Raw genomic sequence first — 17,177 nt, 5'->3', positions numbered from 1 at the left:
CGACACTGTGAAGCCGGTGTTCCATTTTGTTCCTGTAGCATTCAGACCTTTGAAAATGAAAGAATGGATTTAACGACTTTTGGGCCAGACCACTTGGCCCTGTTTATTAATGTAAGCGACGGTACCGTTTAAGCGCACATGGGCCAGGCCATGGTGGAAGGGAGCGCAGGCTTCAAAAGTTGAAGCGATGACCTGTTTTCCGCTGCGATCAATGAACAGCCATTCCGTCCCGCGTTTCACAGGCGCCAGGCCTTCGGAAAATGATAGGGCATAATCGAATTGCGCCGGAATGACGAATTTGCCCTGTTTATTAATGAATCCCCACTGTTTACCTAATTTAACAGCAGCCAGTCCCTCGGAAAAATTGGAGGCATTGTCAAACTGCGCTTCAATGACAATTTGACCTGTTTTATCCAGAAAACCGATCAATCCCTTTTCCTGAAAACGCGCCAGGCCCTCTGCAAAAGAGGTAATTCCCTGGTAAGCGGTTTCTATCACCGCTTTTCCGGAATGATCAATAACATTTCGCTGAACATGCAACGGAATGAGGTAGAACAGCTTTTTGGTAAAACTTACGACGGCCAGCCCTTCAGAAAAAGGGTAAGCAAAGTTGTAAGCCGGAGGGATCACCACTTTATTGTTTTGATCGATATAGCCAAAGCCCTGATTGATCCATAGGAACAGGAACTTCCGGCCCATTTTCACCGGCGCCAGACCTTCTTTAAAAGTTAAGGCTTTGGTGTAGTGGAAGGGAATGACCAACGAATCTTTTTGATCGATGTAACCCCAGAACCGTCCCTTGCGAACGGCGGCCAGCCCTTCGGAAAAATCGAGCGCTTCATCGTAGCGGGCCGGAATGACTTTATTGCCCTGCAAATCGATAAAGCCCCATTTGTCGTAATGACGGAAACGGGCCAGTCCCTCATTAAATGCACCGCATTCATGAAACTGGGGCGGAATGACCTCCTGTCCTTCCTGATTGATAAAGCCGTATTTGCCGTTAACCGTAATACGGTAACGGTAATCATTGTTCTGGGCTGCCAGTACAGTGATTAAGAAAAAGCTCAGGAAAATCCATCTCATCGTTTCACCTCGTTTTAGTTTGCTTTCGGCCATCAATATAAAAGAAAGTTGTAATTCTTCAAAACAAAATTGAAAGGGCAATCCTATTCCACAAACCGCCGGCCTATAGCCTGTGGCTACCATTTCTCATGGTCATTCCTCGCAAACAAGAATCCCTTTTTAGAAAGCACTGGCCTTGAACCTTCGGCTACTGCAGCGCGGCTCAAGAGATTACCGCTCTGTTCCGGATTTCCAGACACGACTGTCCTGCCGGATATGCCACACCGAACGACCATCTTTACTGAGAATGCGCGCCTCGAAGAGCGAAGCGGTCGTTTCAATGATCGGCGGCCAGCGATAGTTCACAAACTTCCTGGCTTTCAAACCTAACTGTTGCCAGTCGTTAGCATAGGCTTTGTTGCGGGCGAAATACTTTTTCTGGGCGTAATAAATCTGGTACAGCGCCCATTTTACATCTTCTTCCTCATGCCAGACAAAGGCAGCCCTGCCCTGCCCGACCGGATGGTTTGAAAACTGCACAAAGCCCCACATCTCCGGGTAGTGCATGGCAATCAAGCCCTGCGGCGACCAGACCCAGTTGTCCTCCGGATAGGGTTTGCCTGTTTGCGGATTTTTTTTCTTGACATAGCGGCCGTTCTCAACCTTCACCTTCCATTCCACGCGTGAAAAATTGACACGCCATTGATCGCCGTCCTGCGGTGGCGCCGATTTGTGCGCACACTCCTTGAGCACCGACCAGGGGATGGCCACTTCCACCTGCCAGCCCCGGTCTTTGTCCTGTGGATTATTGAGCGTCCCATCGATCCATACGGCGTGTTTAATGCCCTGCATATCCCAGGCATTCACCGCTCCATTCTCATCACGGTAGGGCCGGATCAGCAGCAAATCCCAGATGGTGTTTAAGGCATTCATTTCATATTCGTAGTATTCGTGCGCATCACCATCAGGATCGATGAAAATTTCGAAGTCATTGTCGTAAAAAATGACTGTATCGCGTTGTTTCAACCGGGCCCAGACGTGCGGTTCTTCTAACCGGGCAGCCACGTAAAAGTAGTGATCATCCCACAACATTTTGGCCCGCGTTTTAAAGCGCGGGGCCGGTTTCAGAGGGCCTTCAATGTTGACAAAATCATCCGTCCATTGCGCCTTCTGCCAGGAGGTTTCATCCAAATTGCCATCGATGGTTAACGGGCCCTGGCTGCGATAGCAAACATAGGTTTTGGGATTGAACGGAATCCTGGGCGTAGGAAAGGCATCCTGGGCCAACAAATTCAACACTGCGCTTAACAAGAAAATAAGTACCACAGATTTAAACATCGGCAACTCTCCTCTACTCAAAAGTTTCCCAGAATTTTAATTGATAGTTAAACTGCCAGGTCTGGCCTTTACTAAGTGTTACGGGGCTGGTTTTAATTTCCAGGTTGAGTTGTTTTTGCTCGGGCACCCACCAGGTCCGTAATTTCTGGACGCCATGTGCGTCGTATTGTTCAATGAGGCCAAATTGCTGTTCGTGATTGTAAAAGGCATGCCGGCCGCCCCCAACTGCGGTGAGCAATAATTCCGTGTCGGGTCCATGATCCTGCCACAACTGCCGATTGTACTGCACCCAGTGTCCATCTTTCCACACATAAGCTCCGATCTTCTGCCAGTCGTGTTCGTAACTGCCCACATTGAATTCCGGATGCACCACCAATTGATAGGTGGCCGGTTTGGGGGCTGAATGAACAAATTCGCTTTGAAAATGGATGACCGACGGATGCTGAGCATCGAAGAAAATCGTTCGTTTGTAAACGGTTCCGTTTTGCAATGGCCTGAGCAGCACCAATTTCCCTTTTTCTGTAAAACTTTTAACTTCCCCTTTAAAGGATTTCACCTCCATCTTTTCGCCAAACCATTCTTCCAGAGTACCGTAACGCAAATTGGCATCGTAGGCCAGTAAAAAGTTAATCTTTCTGGGTTTGTAAAATAGCTCAAGTAGTCGGCCCGACTTTTGTTTTTCGAAAATTAAACGCCAGTAGTCGTTTTCCAGAACATTGACCGGCATTCCTTCCCTGTACTGCTCAATCAGCACTTTTTTGAAATCGGCCCATTTTGTGCGTTCGTCCGGCATTTCCAAATGGTATTTGTCGGCCAGAGCGACATAGCGGTCAATGGCATCGGAATACGGTGGAGGGTATTTCCGAACCAGGCGATTATGCTCCACTTTGAATTCGGCTCCGGCTTCCATCAAGGTCCGCCAGGCGCTCAGCGAAATCTTTTCCACGCGTCTTTTGATCTGCTCATTGTCTGCCAGGGCCATTGCTCTTTTAAAAATGTCCAGCAGCTTTAGAGCCACCTCTCTGTCCAATCCTAATTGTTTGGGCGTGGCAAAGCAGGTGGGATGAATTCCCTTGTCCGCTGCATTTTGCTGGATGAAGTCCAGATATTCCAGCACCGCCGGGGCGGCTTTCCCGTAGTGCAACCGACAAAATTCCTGCGCTTCCTGCCAGGCGTCCCTTTGCGGATCCCACAAACAGCGGGCAATCACATAGACACGCAGGTCGCTTAAATCACCGATTCTGCTTCCACCATGGGCCTGGGCAAACACCCCCTGAACGCCATGATCCACATAAAATTGTAAATTGGGGCTAATACTCTTCAGATTTGGAAAAGGCAAATCGTAATAACGAAAATCGGTCATATAGGTCCAGATGAACAATTGGTTGGTTTTGCCCGCCCAGCCCTTCAGATCTTTTAAAAAGCCTTTGTTCTTTTCACAGGTCGGATCATTAATGGCATGAACGCGGCAGGCTTCAATATCGGCCAGTTGTATCTGCACATTGTCAGCTGGTTTTAGATGCCGGGGAGGCTTACGTGTGTACCAGTAAGCCAGGGTACCAATTTTTTTATCCGGAAATATTTTTTTAATACGCCGGGCGATGGTATTCACAAACCGCAGATGCGCGCCCATGGGGGAGCCTTCTCTCTGATTAATGGCTTCGCAGGAATCGCATCGGCAATAGGCATCGTTATCATTCTGACTGACTGAGTAATTGTTGTATTCTGGATGTTCTTTAATCTCATCGACCACGGCCCGGGTAATAATATCCATCACTTCAGGATTGCTTACACAGGGTTGAGGTCCACCGCCCCACATGTCCAGCGCCCTTTTACCATCAATAAACGCAAAGTATTCGGGATGAGACTTTTCATATTTCTTCACAGGCAACTGCCGGTGAAACGAATGATTGATCAGGCGCTGTCCGGTGCTGCCTCCCAGACTGTCTTCGGTCACGGTTGTGTTGACCCGTAAACGCGCGGCAAACTTGTGATTGAAGCGCACCTGACCATAATAAGGCCAGCGAAAGATGAGCGGAGGGATGTAGCTAAAAGATTCTTTGGGTAATCGAATCTGATCGCTCTTTTCAGGAAAATAGGTGTGATCTTCGGTGAGAAAGCGCAGGCCAACATAGCGTTCAAAAAACTCGTACACACCATACAGAGTTCCGCGCGGACGTCCGCCTACAATGGCTATCTCATTATCAGAAATGTTAATGCGCAGTCCCTCTTCACCTAAATGGTCTGCCGTCGTAACCATAGAGCTCTGTTGTAAAGACTTCGAGGGGCCGATGAAGATATGTCCTTTATCGGCGGACGCCTTGTAAACAATCGGTAGTTCTACCCCACTTATTTGTTTAAAGAGGGATTGAAACTCACGTGCTGCAAAGTTTTCCGCGGGAATGGCGTCTGGACTGCTAACGATTTCCCAGCTTCTTAAAGCATTCAGCGGGATGCTGCGCTGGCACTGCCAGCTCATAAACATCCCAAACACAATCATAAAAAAAGGCTTGAGTCTCATTTTTGAAGCTCCCTGGTTTTCAACATGAGATGGGCTTCTGTATTGAAGACAACTTTGTTTAGATCCAAAAAATCAGGATGTTTAAAAAGCAGGTACAGGTATTTTAGGGTTTCCGCCAGAAAGAAGCTTTCCATGGCATCCGATTTTTCCCTGGTTACCACATTGGACAGAGCAGCGTAACCGATTTCTGTTTTACAAAATTTTTTCAGACTTTCGAACATGATTCTACCGGCCTGTCGATATTTTTCGTCATGGGTGAAATAGTAGAGATAATAGGTTGATTCAATAACTTCGGGTCGCAGAAAGTAAGGCGGCGAAACCACTTCCATCTTTTGGTAATCGATCATTTCCGGCTCAATGCCATGTAATTGCCACATGGCATAGCAGGATTGCCACAAACGTTGGGCCAACCCCACGTGCTGATTCAGAGCAAGCACGGCAGGGAAAAAGGCATCCAGTGCGCCAAACCAGGTTTGTGTGATCTCGCCTTTGTCCATATCGGCGCGACCATACCAGAAGCGCCCATTCACTTCCTGCCTCAAATAATTGTTGACGGCTGCCATGCTGCTTTTCCACATTTGCATGAGTTCCCGGTCTTCAAAAAGAATGGCGCCTTTTAATAAGTATTCGTAATAAGAATCGATCATCCCGCTGATGTGTGAAGCACGGTCCAGCCATTCGCCGGTTTCGACATTGATGGTTGTTCCAACCAGACCGATATTTGATCTTCGTTGATAAAGCGCCCGGAGCGCCCGTTTTGCTCTCTGGTAATAGACGGGATTTTTCGTTAGCCTGGATAGCATTCCAAACTCTACCACATACGTGCCAATCTCTGCAGGATTGCTGATTTTTCCAGTCGGTTGCCCCGTAGTCAGGTTGATGAATACGTAAGGCATGCCGGTCGGGGAATCAAAGGCAGGCAGCAAGCGATCGGCCAGCTCGACGGCTAATTTAAGAAAACAGGAATCGCCTTCCAATTGAAAGGCTGAAAGCAGGCCGCCCAATAAACGAATATTAATTTCGAAAACTTTAACATTAAAATTTTTGTTAAAATTCAATTGCGAGCAAATGAGTGACCTGGCTTGCCGTTTTTCGGCTTCAAGGCCCATTAAAATCATGGTATCGTAAGCATCAACCGGCGTCATGAGCAGGGATTGGTCGTGCCAGTTGTGGCCCCGCTTGCTAAGGGGTTTTAACTCATCTGTTCCGCGGGCATATTGCCAATACCCCTGCCAGGCGTGTAAAAATTCAGCTTTGACCGAATCGGCCAGAGGATGATCTTTAAGTTGTGGTTTTTCATTGGGCTTGCAAGCTAAAAGAGAGAGACAAAGCCAGGAGAAGAGCAAAAGTTTTTTCATTAATCTCCCATTTTAGTTTCTTTTAAAAATTAACATACCTGAAATAAAAAAAATCCCCGGCTATTCGGATTTGCAAGCGGGGCTGGTAATATTAAGCCTTTAACTCGTTCAGAATCAGCGCAGCTGCGCCTAAAATGGCTGCATCACTTTCCGGTAAACCGGAGGGTATGATCTTCACCTTGTTACGGTAAATGGCCAACAAATTGGCTTCCATGTGCTTTTTTGTGGGAATAAAGATAAAATCACCGGCTGCGGCCACTCCCCCAAACAGTACGATGGCTTGCGGACTGAAATATGCCACGGCGTCGGCCAGCGCTTCACCCAAAATTTTACCCGTGAATTCAAAACTTTTTAGGGCAATCGGATCGCCATTCAGGGCCGCGTCATACACCATTTTTGAAGTCAGATCATTAAAGGGGATATCGCGCAGCACACTCTCTCCATTTTCCCGGGCCAATAACTCGTAAACCGTGCGCCGCAGACCGGTAGCCGAAACATAGGTTTCCAGGCAACCGCGTCGCCCGCAACCGCACTGACGACCGTTTTTTTCGACAATCACATGGCCCATTTCTCCAGCGTAGCCATCGTGCCCGTAAACCAGTTCTCCATTTACAATAATGCCGCTCCCCAATCCGGTTCCCAGAGTCACTTCAATAAAATTTTTCATCTCCCTGGCCACGCCAAAAAGCATTTCTCCCAGGGCTGCGGCGTTGGCGTCGTTGGTTACCGCTACAGGCACGTCAAGATGTTCTCTGGCCAGTTCGACCAGATTCACTTTTTCCCACTGTAAGTTGGGTGGATTTTCTATTGAGCCGGTAAAATAATTGCCGTTCGGCGCCCCGATGCCAATCCCCTTAATTTCAGCTTTTAGAGAAAATTGTTGAAAATGTTCATCCAATTTTTTAAAAATCCGCCGGAAAAGATCATCAGCCGGTTTTTCCGAAGCGGTAGGTAAATCAAAATGGGCATGAATCTTAGCATTCTGGTCAACCAGACCTACCTTTGTATTGGTTCCGCCGATATCAATACCCAGTACAAAATCATTGGCAGCCATTCACGTTCTCCTGTTTCCGTTTCCATCAATGGTATTCAGGGCAAAGGCATAGGCGCCTAACGCCACAGCTTTGCTCGTACCTATTTTTGAGATGCCCACCCCCAGGCGAGGCAGGGCGTCATAGACAACCTTACGCTCGCTGCCGGGCACATTTACCTCGCGGGTCTCGCCCTTCAGAAATTTATGCAAATCTGTTTCATTTTCAAGATTAAATACGACCGGTGAAAGCCTTCGATAGGTAGCGCCGTTAAAATTGCGATATTGGGCATTCAATTCGGCCATCATTTTACCAAAGAACAAGGGATGTGCACCAGCCAGGCCGCCTCCGATGACCGCTATGCCGTCGATCAGGGTCAAAACATCGGCTATGGCATCGCCCAGCGCCTCGCCAAAAGTTTCCCAGGCAACAATGGCCGCCTGTTGCTGGCCCTCTTTCTGTCCCATGCCAATTTCAAAGATTTCTTTGGGCTCTGGTGCCTGTTCAAAATCCATTCCGGCCTGCTGAGCATAAACGCGACGCACCGCCCGGGCGCTGACGCTCTCCTCAACGTTCATCTCGGGATGCAACTTATTGCGCAACAACCACACCTCCCCGGCGCCCGAATTGTCTCCTGTAAACAGCTGGCCATTGTGCACAATACCACAGCCAAAACCTGTACCCAGTGTAAAACCAACCAGATTGTTGTAGCGCTTGGGACTGCCAGCCTTTTCCAATAATCCATTAATGAAGGGCAGGTAACCGGCCAGCGCCTCGCCATAGGCGTAAAGATCGCCATCGTTATTGATGAAGACCGGCAGTTTGAAATGATCTTCCAGCATGGGGCCCAGGGCAACGCCTCCTCGAAAGGCCGGCAGATTTCCCAGATCGCCGATGACGCCCCGGGGATAATCTGCCGGACCGGGAAAAGCAAAACTGATGGCAATGGGTTCGGCAGGTAGTTGCTGCTTGATTTGAGTAAAGCCATCAATGATTGTTTTTAGACACAATTCCAGATCGTGAGCATTGGAAGGCAGACGGATCGCTTGTCCGACCTCTTTATTCCCCTGAATGGCCTGAAAAACAAAATTGGTGCCCCCGGCATCCAGGGTCATTACAATGCGCTCGTCGCTGCGGTAACTCATTCGTTAAACTCCTTTAAAAATCATCTAAACAGACTTTTGCAAAATGCACCTGCAGGTTATTTCGAAAAATCTTCTATTTTCAAACGATAAAAAATGTCTCAGCGCCTCTATCTCGGGGCGTCTACAATTGAAAAAGAAAGGCCCTCATGCTTTTTTCAGGTTAAACAGGGCTACGTAGGTCACATAGCCAATAGCGGCCAGCGGCACCAGAAAACCGACCATGGCAGAAGAGGCCAGATCTGACACCATCCCCATGATAGGGGGCACAATGGCGCCACCTACAATAGCCATGATCATTAATCCCGAGAGTTCATTGGTCTTTTCCGGCATGTGATCAATCGTAATAGAAAAGACCAGCGGGAAAATATTGGCAAAGGACAGCCCTATGAGGATGACGGCCACCACGGCCAGGGCTTCGCTATCCAAAAAGAGCATGAGGATGGATACAACGGCAACTGCACTGGTGGCAATAAAGAACGGTTTGGGCTTGATCCAGGTTAACAAAACGCCTCCCAGGAATCGGCCGAACATGAGCGCTGTGAAAAACAGTCCCGTTCCCAATAGTCCCAATTTCTGAATATTGATTCCAAACTGATCTTCCAGGTAGAGCGGTATTCCGGAGCTCATACTCACTTCAGCGCCGACATAAAGGAAGATGGCCAGCACCATCAAAAGAACATAGTTATTTTTCAGTAAGGCCAGGCAGGATTTCAAAGTAGCCGGTTTTTCATTTTCATGCTTTTTTTCTTCCACTTTCAAGGCGGAGACCCAAATCAGGGTGATGAGCACAATGACGCTGTAAATGGGGAAGACGATTTTCCAGTCTGTGTTCCAGTAACGCGCCGCCAGCACGGGTAGAACCGGGCCGCTAAGCGAACCGATGGCTTTTACAAACTGGCCCAAACTCAAATTACGCGAATATTTTCCCTCCTCTGAAACATCGCGCATAATCGGATTGCCTGCCACCTGCAAAATGGTCGCTCCAGCCCCCAAAAAGAGCACAGCCAACAGCAACAGGGCAAAGGTCTTCATGCTGATAATCGGCAATACCAGACCTAATAGCGCAATAAACAAACCCAATTGCAAAACAAACTTTTTCCCTTTACGATCCTGATAGATGCCCATTGGCACAGACAGAATGCCAAACATGATAAATCCCACAAAGGTCAGAAAAAAGGCCACGGTGTTACTGAGAACAAATTCTTCCTTGGCCAATCCCACCAGCGGACCGACCACATCTCCGAAACCCATTACCAGAAAAGCCAAAAAAATTGGGGCTGAACGACGCATGTTCTCATCCTCCTTTTTGGTTAGCATATGTTTCCTCGGGCAAGTCAACGCGGTGATCTATGGTTACCAGAGTTTTTCTAGTATTACAACATCCCCACCCAAATGCCCGGTCTTTACAATCGTTTCTGTTTTTAAAGCAATTTGATTTTCGCCTGACTTAATTTATGCTGGCAGCCACCCATGCAATGGAGAAACCTCCTGTTGCCCCCTTTGCGTTCTTAACCGAAGATCATTTGCTTTACGATCAGGCGCCCTGTTTTTTCTTGTTGAATTTTTCTACAAAGGCTTTAATAATAGGCTCATTAAATTCCACCGGATATTTTTCGCGGAGCGCTTTTATGAGCTCGCTACGATATTTTTTTCTTCTATCCACAAATAACCGATTTCGGACATAGGGCTTTACATCCTCAAACCTGTCCTTTTTCCACAAATTCCGGTGCTTGTCGAAATACTCCTTCACTTCTGAATCGGAAATAACAATGGCCTCATCAATCAGTTTCTTTTGGGCCAATTGTCCTAACTCATGTCGGTAATGGTAACGAATAAAATTCTGGTATTTAGGATCCTTGTCCAGCCCCCGCGCCAGCCCGTCATAGTACATCAATTCCGGAGTAATAATTTTTTTAACCATGATATCGATGTCTTCAGGTCTTTCCAGACGATATCTTTCATGGCGATCGGTAGCATTGTAGGCTTGTACAAAGTCTCCTAAAGTCATTGAATCTTTATCATGTTTGATAAAGATCAGGTTCAATTGTTCGTCACTGATTTTTTCAGGATTGATGCTCCCAAAAATCCCTTTTCGTTCAAAGGCTTTGAGCAAAACGGGATACAAGCTTTTATTGGTTGTGAGATGGAATTGATCGAAGAGCGAATGGATGTATTTTTTTAAGAATTGGTTTCTGGCCGATTGCTGAGCGATTTCTTCCAACCTGGCTTTTTCTTCTTCAATGGATCCAACCTTTAATTTTTCTCGATACATCAAACGGATGATGTGGTAGCCGAAATCGGTTTTAACCGGTTGAGAAATCTGTCCGATTTGCCACAGTCTAAAGGCCACGTCCTCATATTCCGGAGCAGCCATTCCGGGCACCAAATAGTTGGAGAGAACACCTTGCTTATGCGCCGTGTACAGGTCGTTTGAATATTTAAGCACCATCTCATCCCAATCCGCTCCATTGATCAAAGCCTCAAATATTGAATCGGCCAGGGATTTTGAGGTTACCAGGATTTGTTGCAAAGTAAGTCGGTAGGGTAAGCGCTGGTACAAAATTTCCAGCTGTTTTTGGTCCACGTCAAAATGTTCCGGAACAACGGCCTTGAACAGTGGGCCCTCGGGCTTGGTCATTTCTTCAATTTTTCTCTTTTTTAAGATTTTCAGGAACTGCGGATCTTTGTCCAGGCCCATGGATTTTGCTTCCGCTAACAAGTACAAAGGATCTAAAAAATAGTGACGGATGTAATTTTTGATCAAATCCTCCGTAATCGTTTTGGCCTTTTTGTACTCTTTACTGTATTCAAAAGCATGGTCCACCCGTGAAGCCCAGAGGTCAAAAGAATCGACCCGGGCAATCCACTCATGTTGTACTTTGGGTTGCTTTTCTTTTTTACAGGAAATCAGAACAAATAAACCGATCAGAACCAGAATCAATACCCTTTTCAGTTGTATCATGTGCATCCTCCATCAATACTCTAAACATGCTTTGATCAAATGACTTACTTTCGTAGTAGCCAGGGCCACCACGGTATCAGCCGCCCCATAATAAATTTTTAGTTCGGCATCCTCAAGAGCAAAGCCCTGATCATCGTAGGCTTCACAAATCATTCCGCTGGGGAAAACCACATTGGGCACCTGGCCAGTTAATTCATACATCGTTCGCGGTTCCAGAATATTTTGTCTCGTACGGCCCAAAACAGTCTGCGGATTTTGTAAATCCAGCAACACCGCTCCGGCCTGGTAGATGCTGACAGAGCCAAAGTGGTGTGCCACGCCATGATAAATGTGTAACCAGCCGGCCCGTGTTTTAAGTGGTGGCGGACCGGAACCAATGGTTTCATCCCAATAGTGAAAGCGCCCCTGAAAAACCGGCCCTATCTCCTCCCAGTGCAGAAGGTCTTTAGACGCAGAAAGCCAGACTTCGGTTCCGGACATAACCCCTCCAGACAAGGCCTGTTTATTGGGACGTTCCAGGCGCAGGTACTTACCGCCGATCTTCTGAGGAAACAGCACCCCGTTACGCACATCGCCCTGTGCAACAATCCCCATAAAAGTGTAATTTTCAAAATCATCGGTACGAGCCAGGCCCAGCTTGCAGCCGTCTTCCATATCCATGGCCATCATGATGTAGCATGTGTTGTCCAGCACGGTAAGCCGGGCATCGTAAAGGTGAAAAATTTTATCTTTAATTTTTTCCAGCCCCGAAAATTGTACAGGATGCTTATCGACCGTAAAATGTAAGCCATCCTGACTCACGGCTTTCAGGGTAAAGGTTTCTCGTCCTCTGTTTTGCACACGCAACAACAAAATATATTGATCACCAATTTTTACAGCACCCGGATTAAAGACCGATGAGACATCGCACAAATGGGGAGGAATATCAGGAATGTCCACTCTGGTAATAATGGGATTTCCCGGAAATCGTTTTAGCATCGTTTCTGCATTTCCCTGAAATTAAAACTACTTGTCGATTTCATATTGGCCATTAATATACGGTTTATTTTGATAAAATACTAACTATTTTTAACCGCCCGAATAGATTAAATATACAAATTTTTGGAATATGAGGAAAATTAAATGGTAAGATTTCGACGTAAACTAAGGCAGCGCTGCTGCAACCAAAAATTTTTTTTAAAAAATGACAGGCCTGTGCCCAGGAACCATCTAACTCTTACCCCCATATACTCTTAACTTTACTCTTCTAACAGCATAAGTCATTTCACGAATTAGCCCTCACTCCCTCGATCCTCCTCTCCCAGAATAAAAATCTGGGAGAGAGGGAAGGCTTGTGTGTGAAATTTTCTTAATTGTCTGGCAGCTACAACCGGTTAGAACGCAGTGGAAATTGCGATTCACTGGGACGGGACATCATACCATTCAACAAATAAACCATTCAACAAATCAACAATTAAACGGTTTTACTCCCTCACACAGCACAAAAATTTTGGCATCCCACCATGCGGGATAGAAGTTTTGAAAGAAGTATTTTAATATGTTAACTCAATCTTGAAGCTACGCGTCTAAAATGATAGCCAAAAATGGACAGTCGCACGGTGAGGGCAAATTTTTCCGGGAATTTAAACAGAGCGTAGAACAGAATCCGCCAGTATTGCATTCGACCCTTTTCAAACAGGCCAAGGATCACCAGAGATTTAAGGAAGGCCTTTATTTCAGTAAACGATACCTTTCCTGCTTTCTTCCATTCCGGAATGCGATAATGGCTTAAAAACACTTTTAAGCGCCTGTAAAAACCATCTGGTGCGTACAATTGTTCCAACAGCTTCTGATACTGTTCTTTTAAGAATTGCAAATCCATTTTCGGCAGAATATTGGTATTTCCATCCATATTATCGCCACTCATGGTTTTAATGAGGCGTCCCTGCTCTTTCATGCGTTTGTATAAACGCGTTCCGGTTGGTGCATTCAGCAAACCTACCATGGCCGTAATAATACCCGTTTGTTGGATGAAATTTTTCTGAATGGTGAAAATCTCCGGTGGATCATGATCAAAACCCACAATAAAGCCGCCACTCACAATCAATCCGGTTTGTTGCATCTTTTTAACGGCCTGCTCTAAATCTTTTCCGGTATTCTGTTTCTTATTGCTTTCGCTCAGGCTGGCTTGATTGGGCGTTTCAATGCCCACAAAGACCGAATCGAAACCGGCTTCAACCATCAGTTGCATTAAGCGTTCATCCTCCGCCAGGTTAACCGAAACTTCGGTAATAAAGGAGAAAGGCCGGTGATGCGCCTCCATCCAGTCAATCATGGCCGGAAGAATTTCTGATTTCAAAACTTTCCGATTACCAATAAAATTATCGTCAACCACAAAGACACTCCCCCGCCAGCCGCTATCGTAAATGGCCTGCAATTCGGCTAAAAACTGTTTCGCCGACTTTGTGCGCGGTTTATGCCCATTGAGAACCGTAACATTGCAAAAATCACAGTTAAAAGGACAGCCTCTGGAAAACTGTAAGCTTAAATTGGCATATTGGTGGATGTCCAACAGGTCCCAGCGTGGAATGGGCGTTTGCCCAATGTCTGGAAATTGTTGAGTACGGTAGAACTGCTTTGCGCGTCCCTTTTCCAGGTCTTTTAAAAAACGGGATAAAATGTTCTCCGCTTCTCCTAAAATGTAGTGGTCTGCGCCCTTTAGCAGATGGGGATCGGTGGTGACCAGAGGCCCGCCTACAACCACTCTTAAGTCAGCCTGTTTGGCTCGAGTCACAACCGCTTTCATCGACTCCAGATGGATATTCATGCCCCCTAAAAAGAGGATGTCTGCCCAGTTTAAATGGTGGTCTGTTAATTCGGAGACATTCATGTCCACAACTTTCAGGGCCCAGTTTTCCGGCAACATGGCGGCAATGGTCAGCAAGCCCAGGGGTGGTTCAGAAGACTTTTTGGAGATAAATTTCAGAGCGTGGCGAAAACTCCAGAATGTGGTGGGCGTACGGGGGGAAACCAGCAAGGCATTCATGGGAACCTCTTTTTTCTTTTTTTTCCCATTAAAAATTGTTAAACTAAAAATAACAACGATAGGCGTAACAATTTGTAAAAGAAATGTAAAACGAAGATGAAAAAACGCATCAATTTCAAACACCCTCTTTTAATTTTCATTGCCATGCAGATCATCTGGCTTAGTTTGCTTGGGCTATGGATTTACTGGTATGTTTCCAATTATTCCATGGTAAGAGAATTTGGCCGCAAGTATTTGCCGCAATTTTTTCAGTCCGCTACGCGCGTGCAATTGTTTACCCTAATCATCGGTTTAATCCTCCTTATCTTTTTGTTGGCTGGCATGTACTTTGTTTTCATCTTTCTGACACGGCAGATTAACATCAACCTGCTTTACGAAAATTTCATTGCCAATTTTACACACGAACTAAAATCTCCCCTGGCCTCGATTCAGCTCTATCTGGAAACCATGTCTAAACGGGAAATTAATCGCGAAACCCAAAAAGAATTTTTAGACCGCATGCTGCAAGATACCCAACGATTAAAAAGAGTCATTGATGCCATTCTCGATATTTCTCAAATCGAACAGCGAAAAAAATTATTCAACCGGGAAACGCTCTCTGTCAAACAAATTTTTCCCAAATTGATTAAGAGCAGCATGGAACAATTCAAAATTCCTCCTTCCCGGGTCGAACTCTCCATCGAGTGTGACTGCCAGGTTAAAATCGATCAGGACGCCTGGCAAATTGTTTTCAGTAATCTTTTTGACAATGCGCTCAAATACGCTACCAACGATGTGCACATATCCATTAAAATTTACAGCAAGAATAAAACCGTGTTCATTGAATTTAAGGACCAGGGCATCGGTATCCATCCCGAAGATCAGAAACATCTCTTTCAGAAATTTTTCAGAGTCAATCGCCCCCATCTCCCCAATGTTCGTGGGACGGGTTTAGGTCTTTACCATGTCCGCGAGATCGTTCGTCTCCACGAGGGGAAAATAGCGGTGTTTAGTAAAGGGATCGGCAAGGGCACAACCTTTACCATTCAATTGCCCGCTGTCGAAAACAGCAAAAGAGACATTCTTTTTAAGCCGGTCAAAAAAAGAGGGCTTCTGTAGATGAAACACATTTTACTCGTAGAAGATGAAGAATCGCTAGCCAGAGGATTACAGTTCAATCTCGAAGCAGAGGGCTACCGCGTAACCCTGGCCCGCGATGGTCAACAGGCTCTGGAGCTCATTCAACACCATACTTTTGATTTGATCATCCTGGATGTCATGTTACCTTTTCATGATGGTTTTGAAATTGCCCAATACATTCGTCAAAAATCAGAACAATTGCCCATTCTATTTTTAACCGCTCGACGCACCCAGAAAGATCGCATTACCGGACTAAAAGTCGGAGCAGATGATTATCTGACCAAGCCCTTTGCCCTGGATGAACTTCTTTTACGCGTACAACGTATTTTGCAACGCCAGAGCTGGTACCGAAAACAAGATACCAAACAATATCAACTGGGTGTTCATGAAATTGACCTGGAAGCCCTACAGATTAAAAGTCCTGATGGACTAATTGATTTAACGCAGATGGAAGCCAATGTGTTACACTATCTCTTGCTCAACCGGGGTAAGGTGGTTTCTCGCCAGGAGCTGCTAAAAAATGTGTGGCAGACCGATGCAGAGGTTGAAACGCGAACCATCGATATTTTCATTGCTCGATTACGCAAATATTTAAAAGACGATCCCACTGCTCCGCGCTGGATTAAAAGCATCAGAGGCATTGGGTACATGATTCCGGAATAAAATGGATTCGTGATATTTCCTTCATAAAAAGTAGCCTATTGAGGGCCGAAATTTTTTATTGTTCAACAGGAATGCTGCATTGTTGATGTACTTTTTATCTTCGCACATCTGTTCGACATGGGGCTTCTCTTACAATGTACACTGGGAAAACTTTTACAGGACAAATTTTCCTCTGGCGTGGAAAAGTGTATGGGTGTAAGAGTTAAGAGTGTAATAGTTAATTAGTTGAATGATTGAATAGTTAAATGATGCTGAGTGTCCTTCTGAATCCCGATTTATCGGAAGAGGAATCTCTTACACTTCCCACGTTTCTTTTTTGAGCATTCATGGCTTTTTTAGTGTTCTCGGTGTTGATTGATGGAAACAACTGCCTTTTCGTATATTTTTGAAAAATCAGAAATCTTTAGTAAATTTGAGATATGGAAACATTAAAAATCGATGCACATTTTAACAAAGATTCACGTTTAGTATTGTTTAATGGTGATGCGCTGGAGCTGTTATCCCAGATACCCGATGAACAAATGCAACTCATCGTGACCTCCCCTCCTTACAATTTAAACAAAGCTTATGAAGAAAAATTGGACATGGACATTTACCTGTCCCAGCAGGAAAAAATCATTACGGAGTGAGTCCGGACATTATCCCCCCGGGGAAGTATTTGTTGGCAGGTGGGCAATTATGTCAATAAAGAAGAAATCATCCCGCTGGATATCCTGCTCTACCCTATTTTTGCCAGATTCAATTTACATTTGAGAAACCAAATTATCTGGCATTTTGGTCATGGCTTACATGCCAAAAAACGTTTTTCCGGCCGTTACGATGTCATTCTCTGGTTCACAAAAAGTGATACGTACACGTTTAACCTGGATGCTGTAAGGGTTCCACAAAAGTATCCGAACAAAAAGCACTTTAAAGGCCCCAATCGGGGGCAGTTATCCGGCCATCCCTTAGGC

Annotated in this window: 12 protein-coding genes and 1 pseudogene; 3 read left to right on the top strand and 10 right to left on the bottom strand. The window is 45.8% G+C overall.

All coding sequences use genetic code 11. The features are described from left to right. Positions 1–69: 69 nt before the first annotated feature. The 10 genes from ACWB0I_RS04720 to ACWB0I_RS04675 all read right to left on the bottom strand — a co-directional run bounded on the left by ACWB0I_RS04720 (position 70) and on the right by ACWB0I_RS04675 (position 14,442). A complete protein-coding gene (locus tag ACWB0I_RS04720; protein WP_479386885.1) occupies positions 70–1,083 on the bottom strand; it encodes a WG repeat-containing protein in 1,014 nt (337 codons plus the stop codon). A gap of 210 nt (positions 1,084–1,293) precedes the next feature. After that, positions 1,294–2,400: a carbohydrate-binding family 9-like protein gene (locus ACWB0I_RS04715; protein WP_479386884.1), complete on the bottom strand. Its 1,107-nt coding sequence runs from the start codon at positions 2,398–2,400 to the stop codon at positions 1,294–1,296. A 13-nt stretch (positions 2,401–2,413) separates the two neighbouring features. Beyond that, positions 2,414–4,921 carry a DUF4838 domain-containing protein gene (locus ACWB0I_RS04710; protein WP_479386883.1) on the bottom strand — a complete coding sequence of 836 codons (2,508 nt, stop codon included), beginning with the start codon at positions 4,919–4,921 and terminating at the stop codon, positions 2,414–2,416. After that, entirely contained in the window at positions 4,918–6,279 is a 1,362-nt protein-coding gene (locus tag ACWB0I_RS04705) for a glycoside hydrolase family 47 protein (protein ID WP_479386882.1), read from the bottom strand. The genes ACWB0I_RS04710 and ACWB0I_RS04705 overlap by 4 nt, the downstream gene beginning before the upstream one ends. Positions 6,280–6,370: 91 nt before the next feature. Next, entirely contained in the window at positions 6,371–7,333 is a 963-nt protein-coding gene (locus ACWB0I_RS04700; protein WP_479386881.1) for an ROK family protein, read from the bottom strand. Then, on the bottom strand, positions 7,334–8,455 hold the full coding sequence (locus ACWB0I_RS04695; RefSeq protein WP_479386880.1) for an ROK family protein: 1,122 nt from the start codon (positions 8,453–8,455) through the stop codon (positions 7,334–7,336). A gap of 144 nt (positions 8,456–8,599) precedes the next feature. Further along, positions 8,600–9,745 carry an MFS transporter gene (locus tag ACWB0I_RS04690; protein ID WP_479386879.1) on the bottom strand — a complete coding sequence of 382 codons (1,146 nt, stop codon included), beginning with the start codon at positions 9,743–9,745 and terminating at the stop codon, positions 8,600–8,602. A gap of 244 nt (positions 9,746–9,989) precedes the next feature. Then, a complete protein-coding gene (locus tag ACWB0I_RS04685) occupies positions 9,990–11,417 on the bottom strand; it encodes a peptidylprolyl isomerase (protein WP_479386878.1) in 1,428 nt (475 codons plus the stop codon). A 12-nt stretch (positions 11,418–11,429) separates the two neighbouring features. Then, the gene (locus ACWB0I_RS04680) at positions 11,430–12,395 is read right to left on the bottom strand and encodes a glycoside hydrolase family 130 protein (RefSeq protein ID WP_479386877.1); all 966 of its coding nucleotides are present in this window, start codon (positions 12,393–12,395) and stop codon (positions 11,430–11,432) included. Positions 12,396–12,957: 562 nt separating this feature from the next. After that, the gene (locus tag ACWB0I_RS04675; RefSeq protein ID WP_479386876.1) at positions 12,958–14,442 is read right to left on the bottom strand and encodes a B12-binding domain-containing radical SAM protein; all 1,485 of its coding nucleotides are present in this window, start codon (positions 14,440–14,442) and stop codon (positions 12,958–12,960) included. A 96-nt stretch (positions 14,443–14,538) separates the two neighbouring features. Between ACWB0I_RS04675 and ACWB0I_RS04670 the strand changes: the two genes are divergently transcribed. The 3 genes and pseudogenes from ACWB0I_RS04670 to ACWB0I_RS04660 all read left to right on the top strand — a co-directional run. Further along, positions 14,539–15,540: a sensor histidine kinase gene (locus tag ACWB0I_RS04670; RefSeq protein ID WP_479386875.1), complete on the top strand. Its 1,002-nt coding sequence runs from the start codon at positions 14,539–14,541 to the stop codon at positions 15,538–15,540. Continuing rightward, positions 15,541–16,224, top strand: coding sequence for a response regulator transcription factor (locus ACWB0I_RS04665; protein WP_479386874.1), 684 nt, complete (start codon positions 15,541–15,543; stop codon positions 16,222–16,224). Positions 16,225–16,643: 419 nt separating this feature from the next. After that, positions 16,644–17,177 (top strand): annotated as a pseudogene (locus ACWB0I_RS04660) (DNA-methyltransferase); the annotation flags it as partial.

The organism is Caldithrix sp. (assembly GCF_056497305.1).
Note: the sequence above shows the minus strand (reverse complement) of the source record. Positions and strands in the feature narration are given on the sequence as shown.

Coding starts and splice junctions, on each gene's coding strand:
- ACWB0I_RS04695 (WP_479386880.1), bottom strand. CDS start 8,455: ATGAGTTACCGCAGCGACGAGCGCATTGTAATGACCCTGGATGCCGGG.
- ACWB0I_RS04690 (WP_479386879.1), bottom strand. CDS start 9,745: ATGCGTCGTTCAGCCCCAATTTTTTTGGCTTTTCTGGTAATGGGTTTC.
- ACWB0I_RS04700 (WP_479386881.1), bottom strand. CDS start 7,333: ATGGCTGCCAATGATTTTGTACTGGGTATTGATATCGGCGGAACCAAT.
- ACWB0I_RS04710 (WP_479386883.1), bottom strand. CDS start 4,921: ATGAGACTCAAGCCTTTTTTTATGATTGTGTTTGGGATGTTTATGAGC.
- ACWB0I_RS04705 (WP_479386882.1), bottom strand. CDS start 6,279: ATGAAAAAACTTTTGCTCTTCTCCTGGCTTTGTCTCTCTCTTTTAGCT.
- ACWB0I_RS04670 (WP_479386875.1), top strand. CDS start 14,539: ATGAAAAAACGCATCAATTTCAAACACCCTCTTTTAATTTTCATTGCC.
- ACWB0I_RS04680 (WP_479386877.1), bottom strand. CDS start 12,395: ATGCTAAAACGATTTCCGGGAAATCCCATTATTACCAGAGTGGACATT.
- ACWB0I_RS04675 (WP_479386876.1), bottom strand. CDS start 14,442: ATGAATGCCTTGCTGGTTTCCCCCCGTACGCCCACCACATTCTGGAGT.
- ACWB0I_RS04720 (WP_479386885.1), bottom strand. CDS start 1,083: ATGAGATGGATTTTCCTGAGCTTTTTCTTAATCACTGTACTGGCAGCC.
- ACWB0I_RS04715 (WP_479386884.1), bottom strand. CDS start 2,400: ATGTTTAAATCTGTGGTACTTATTTTCTTGTTAAGCGCAGTGTTGAAT.
- ACWB0I_RS04685 (WP_479386878.1), bottom strand. CDS start 11,417: ATGATACAACTGAAAAGGGTATTGATTCTGGTTCTGATCGGTTTATTT.
- ACWB0I_RS04665 (WP_479386874.1), top strand. CDS start 15,541: ATGAAACACATTTTACTCGTAGAAGATGAAGAATCGCTAGCCAGAGGA.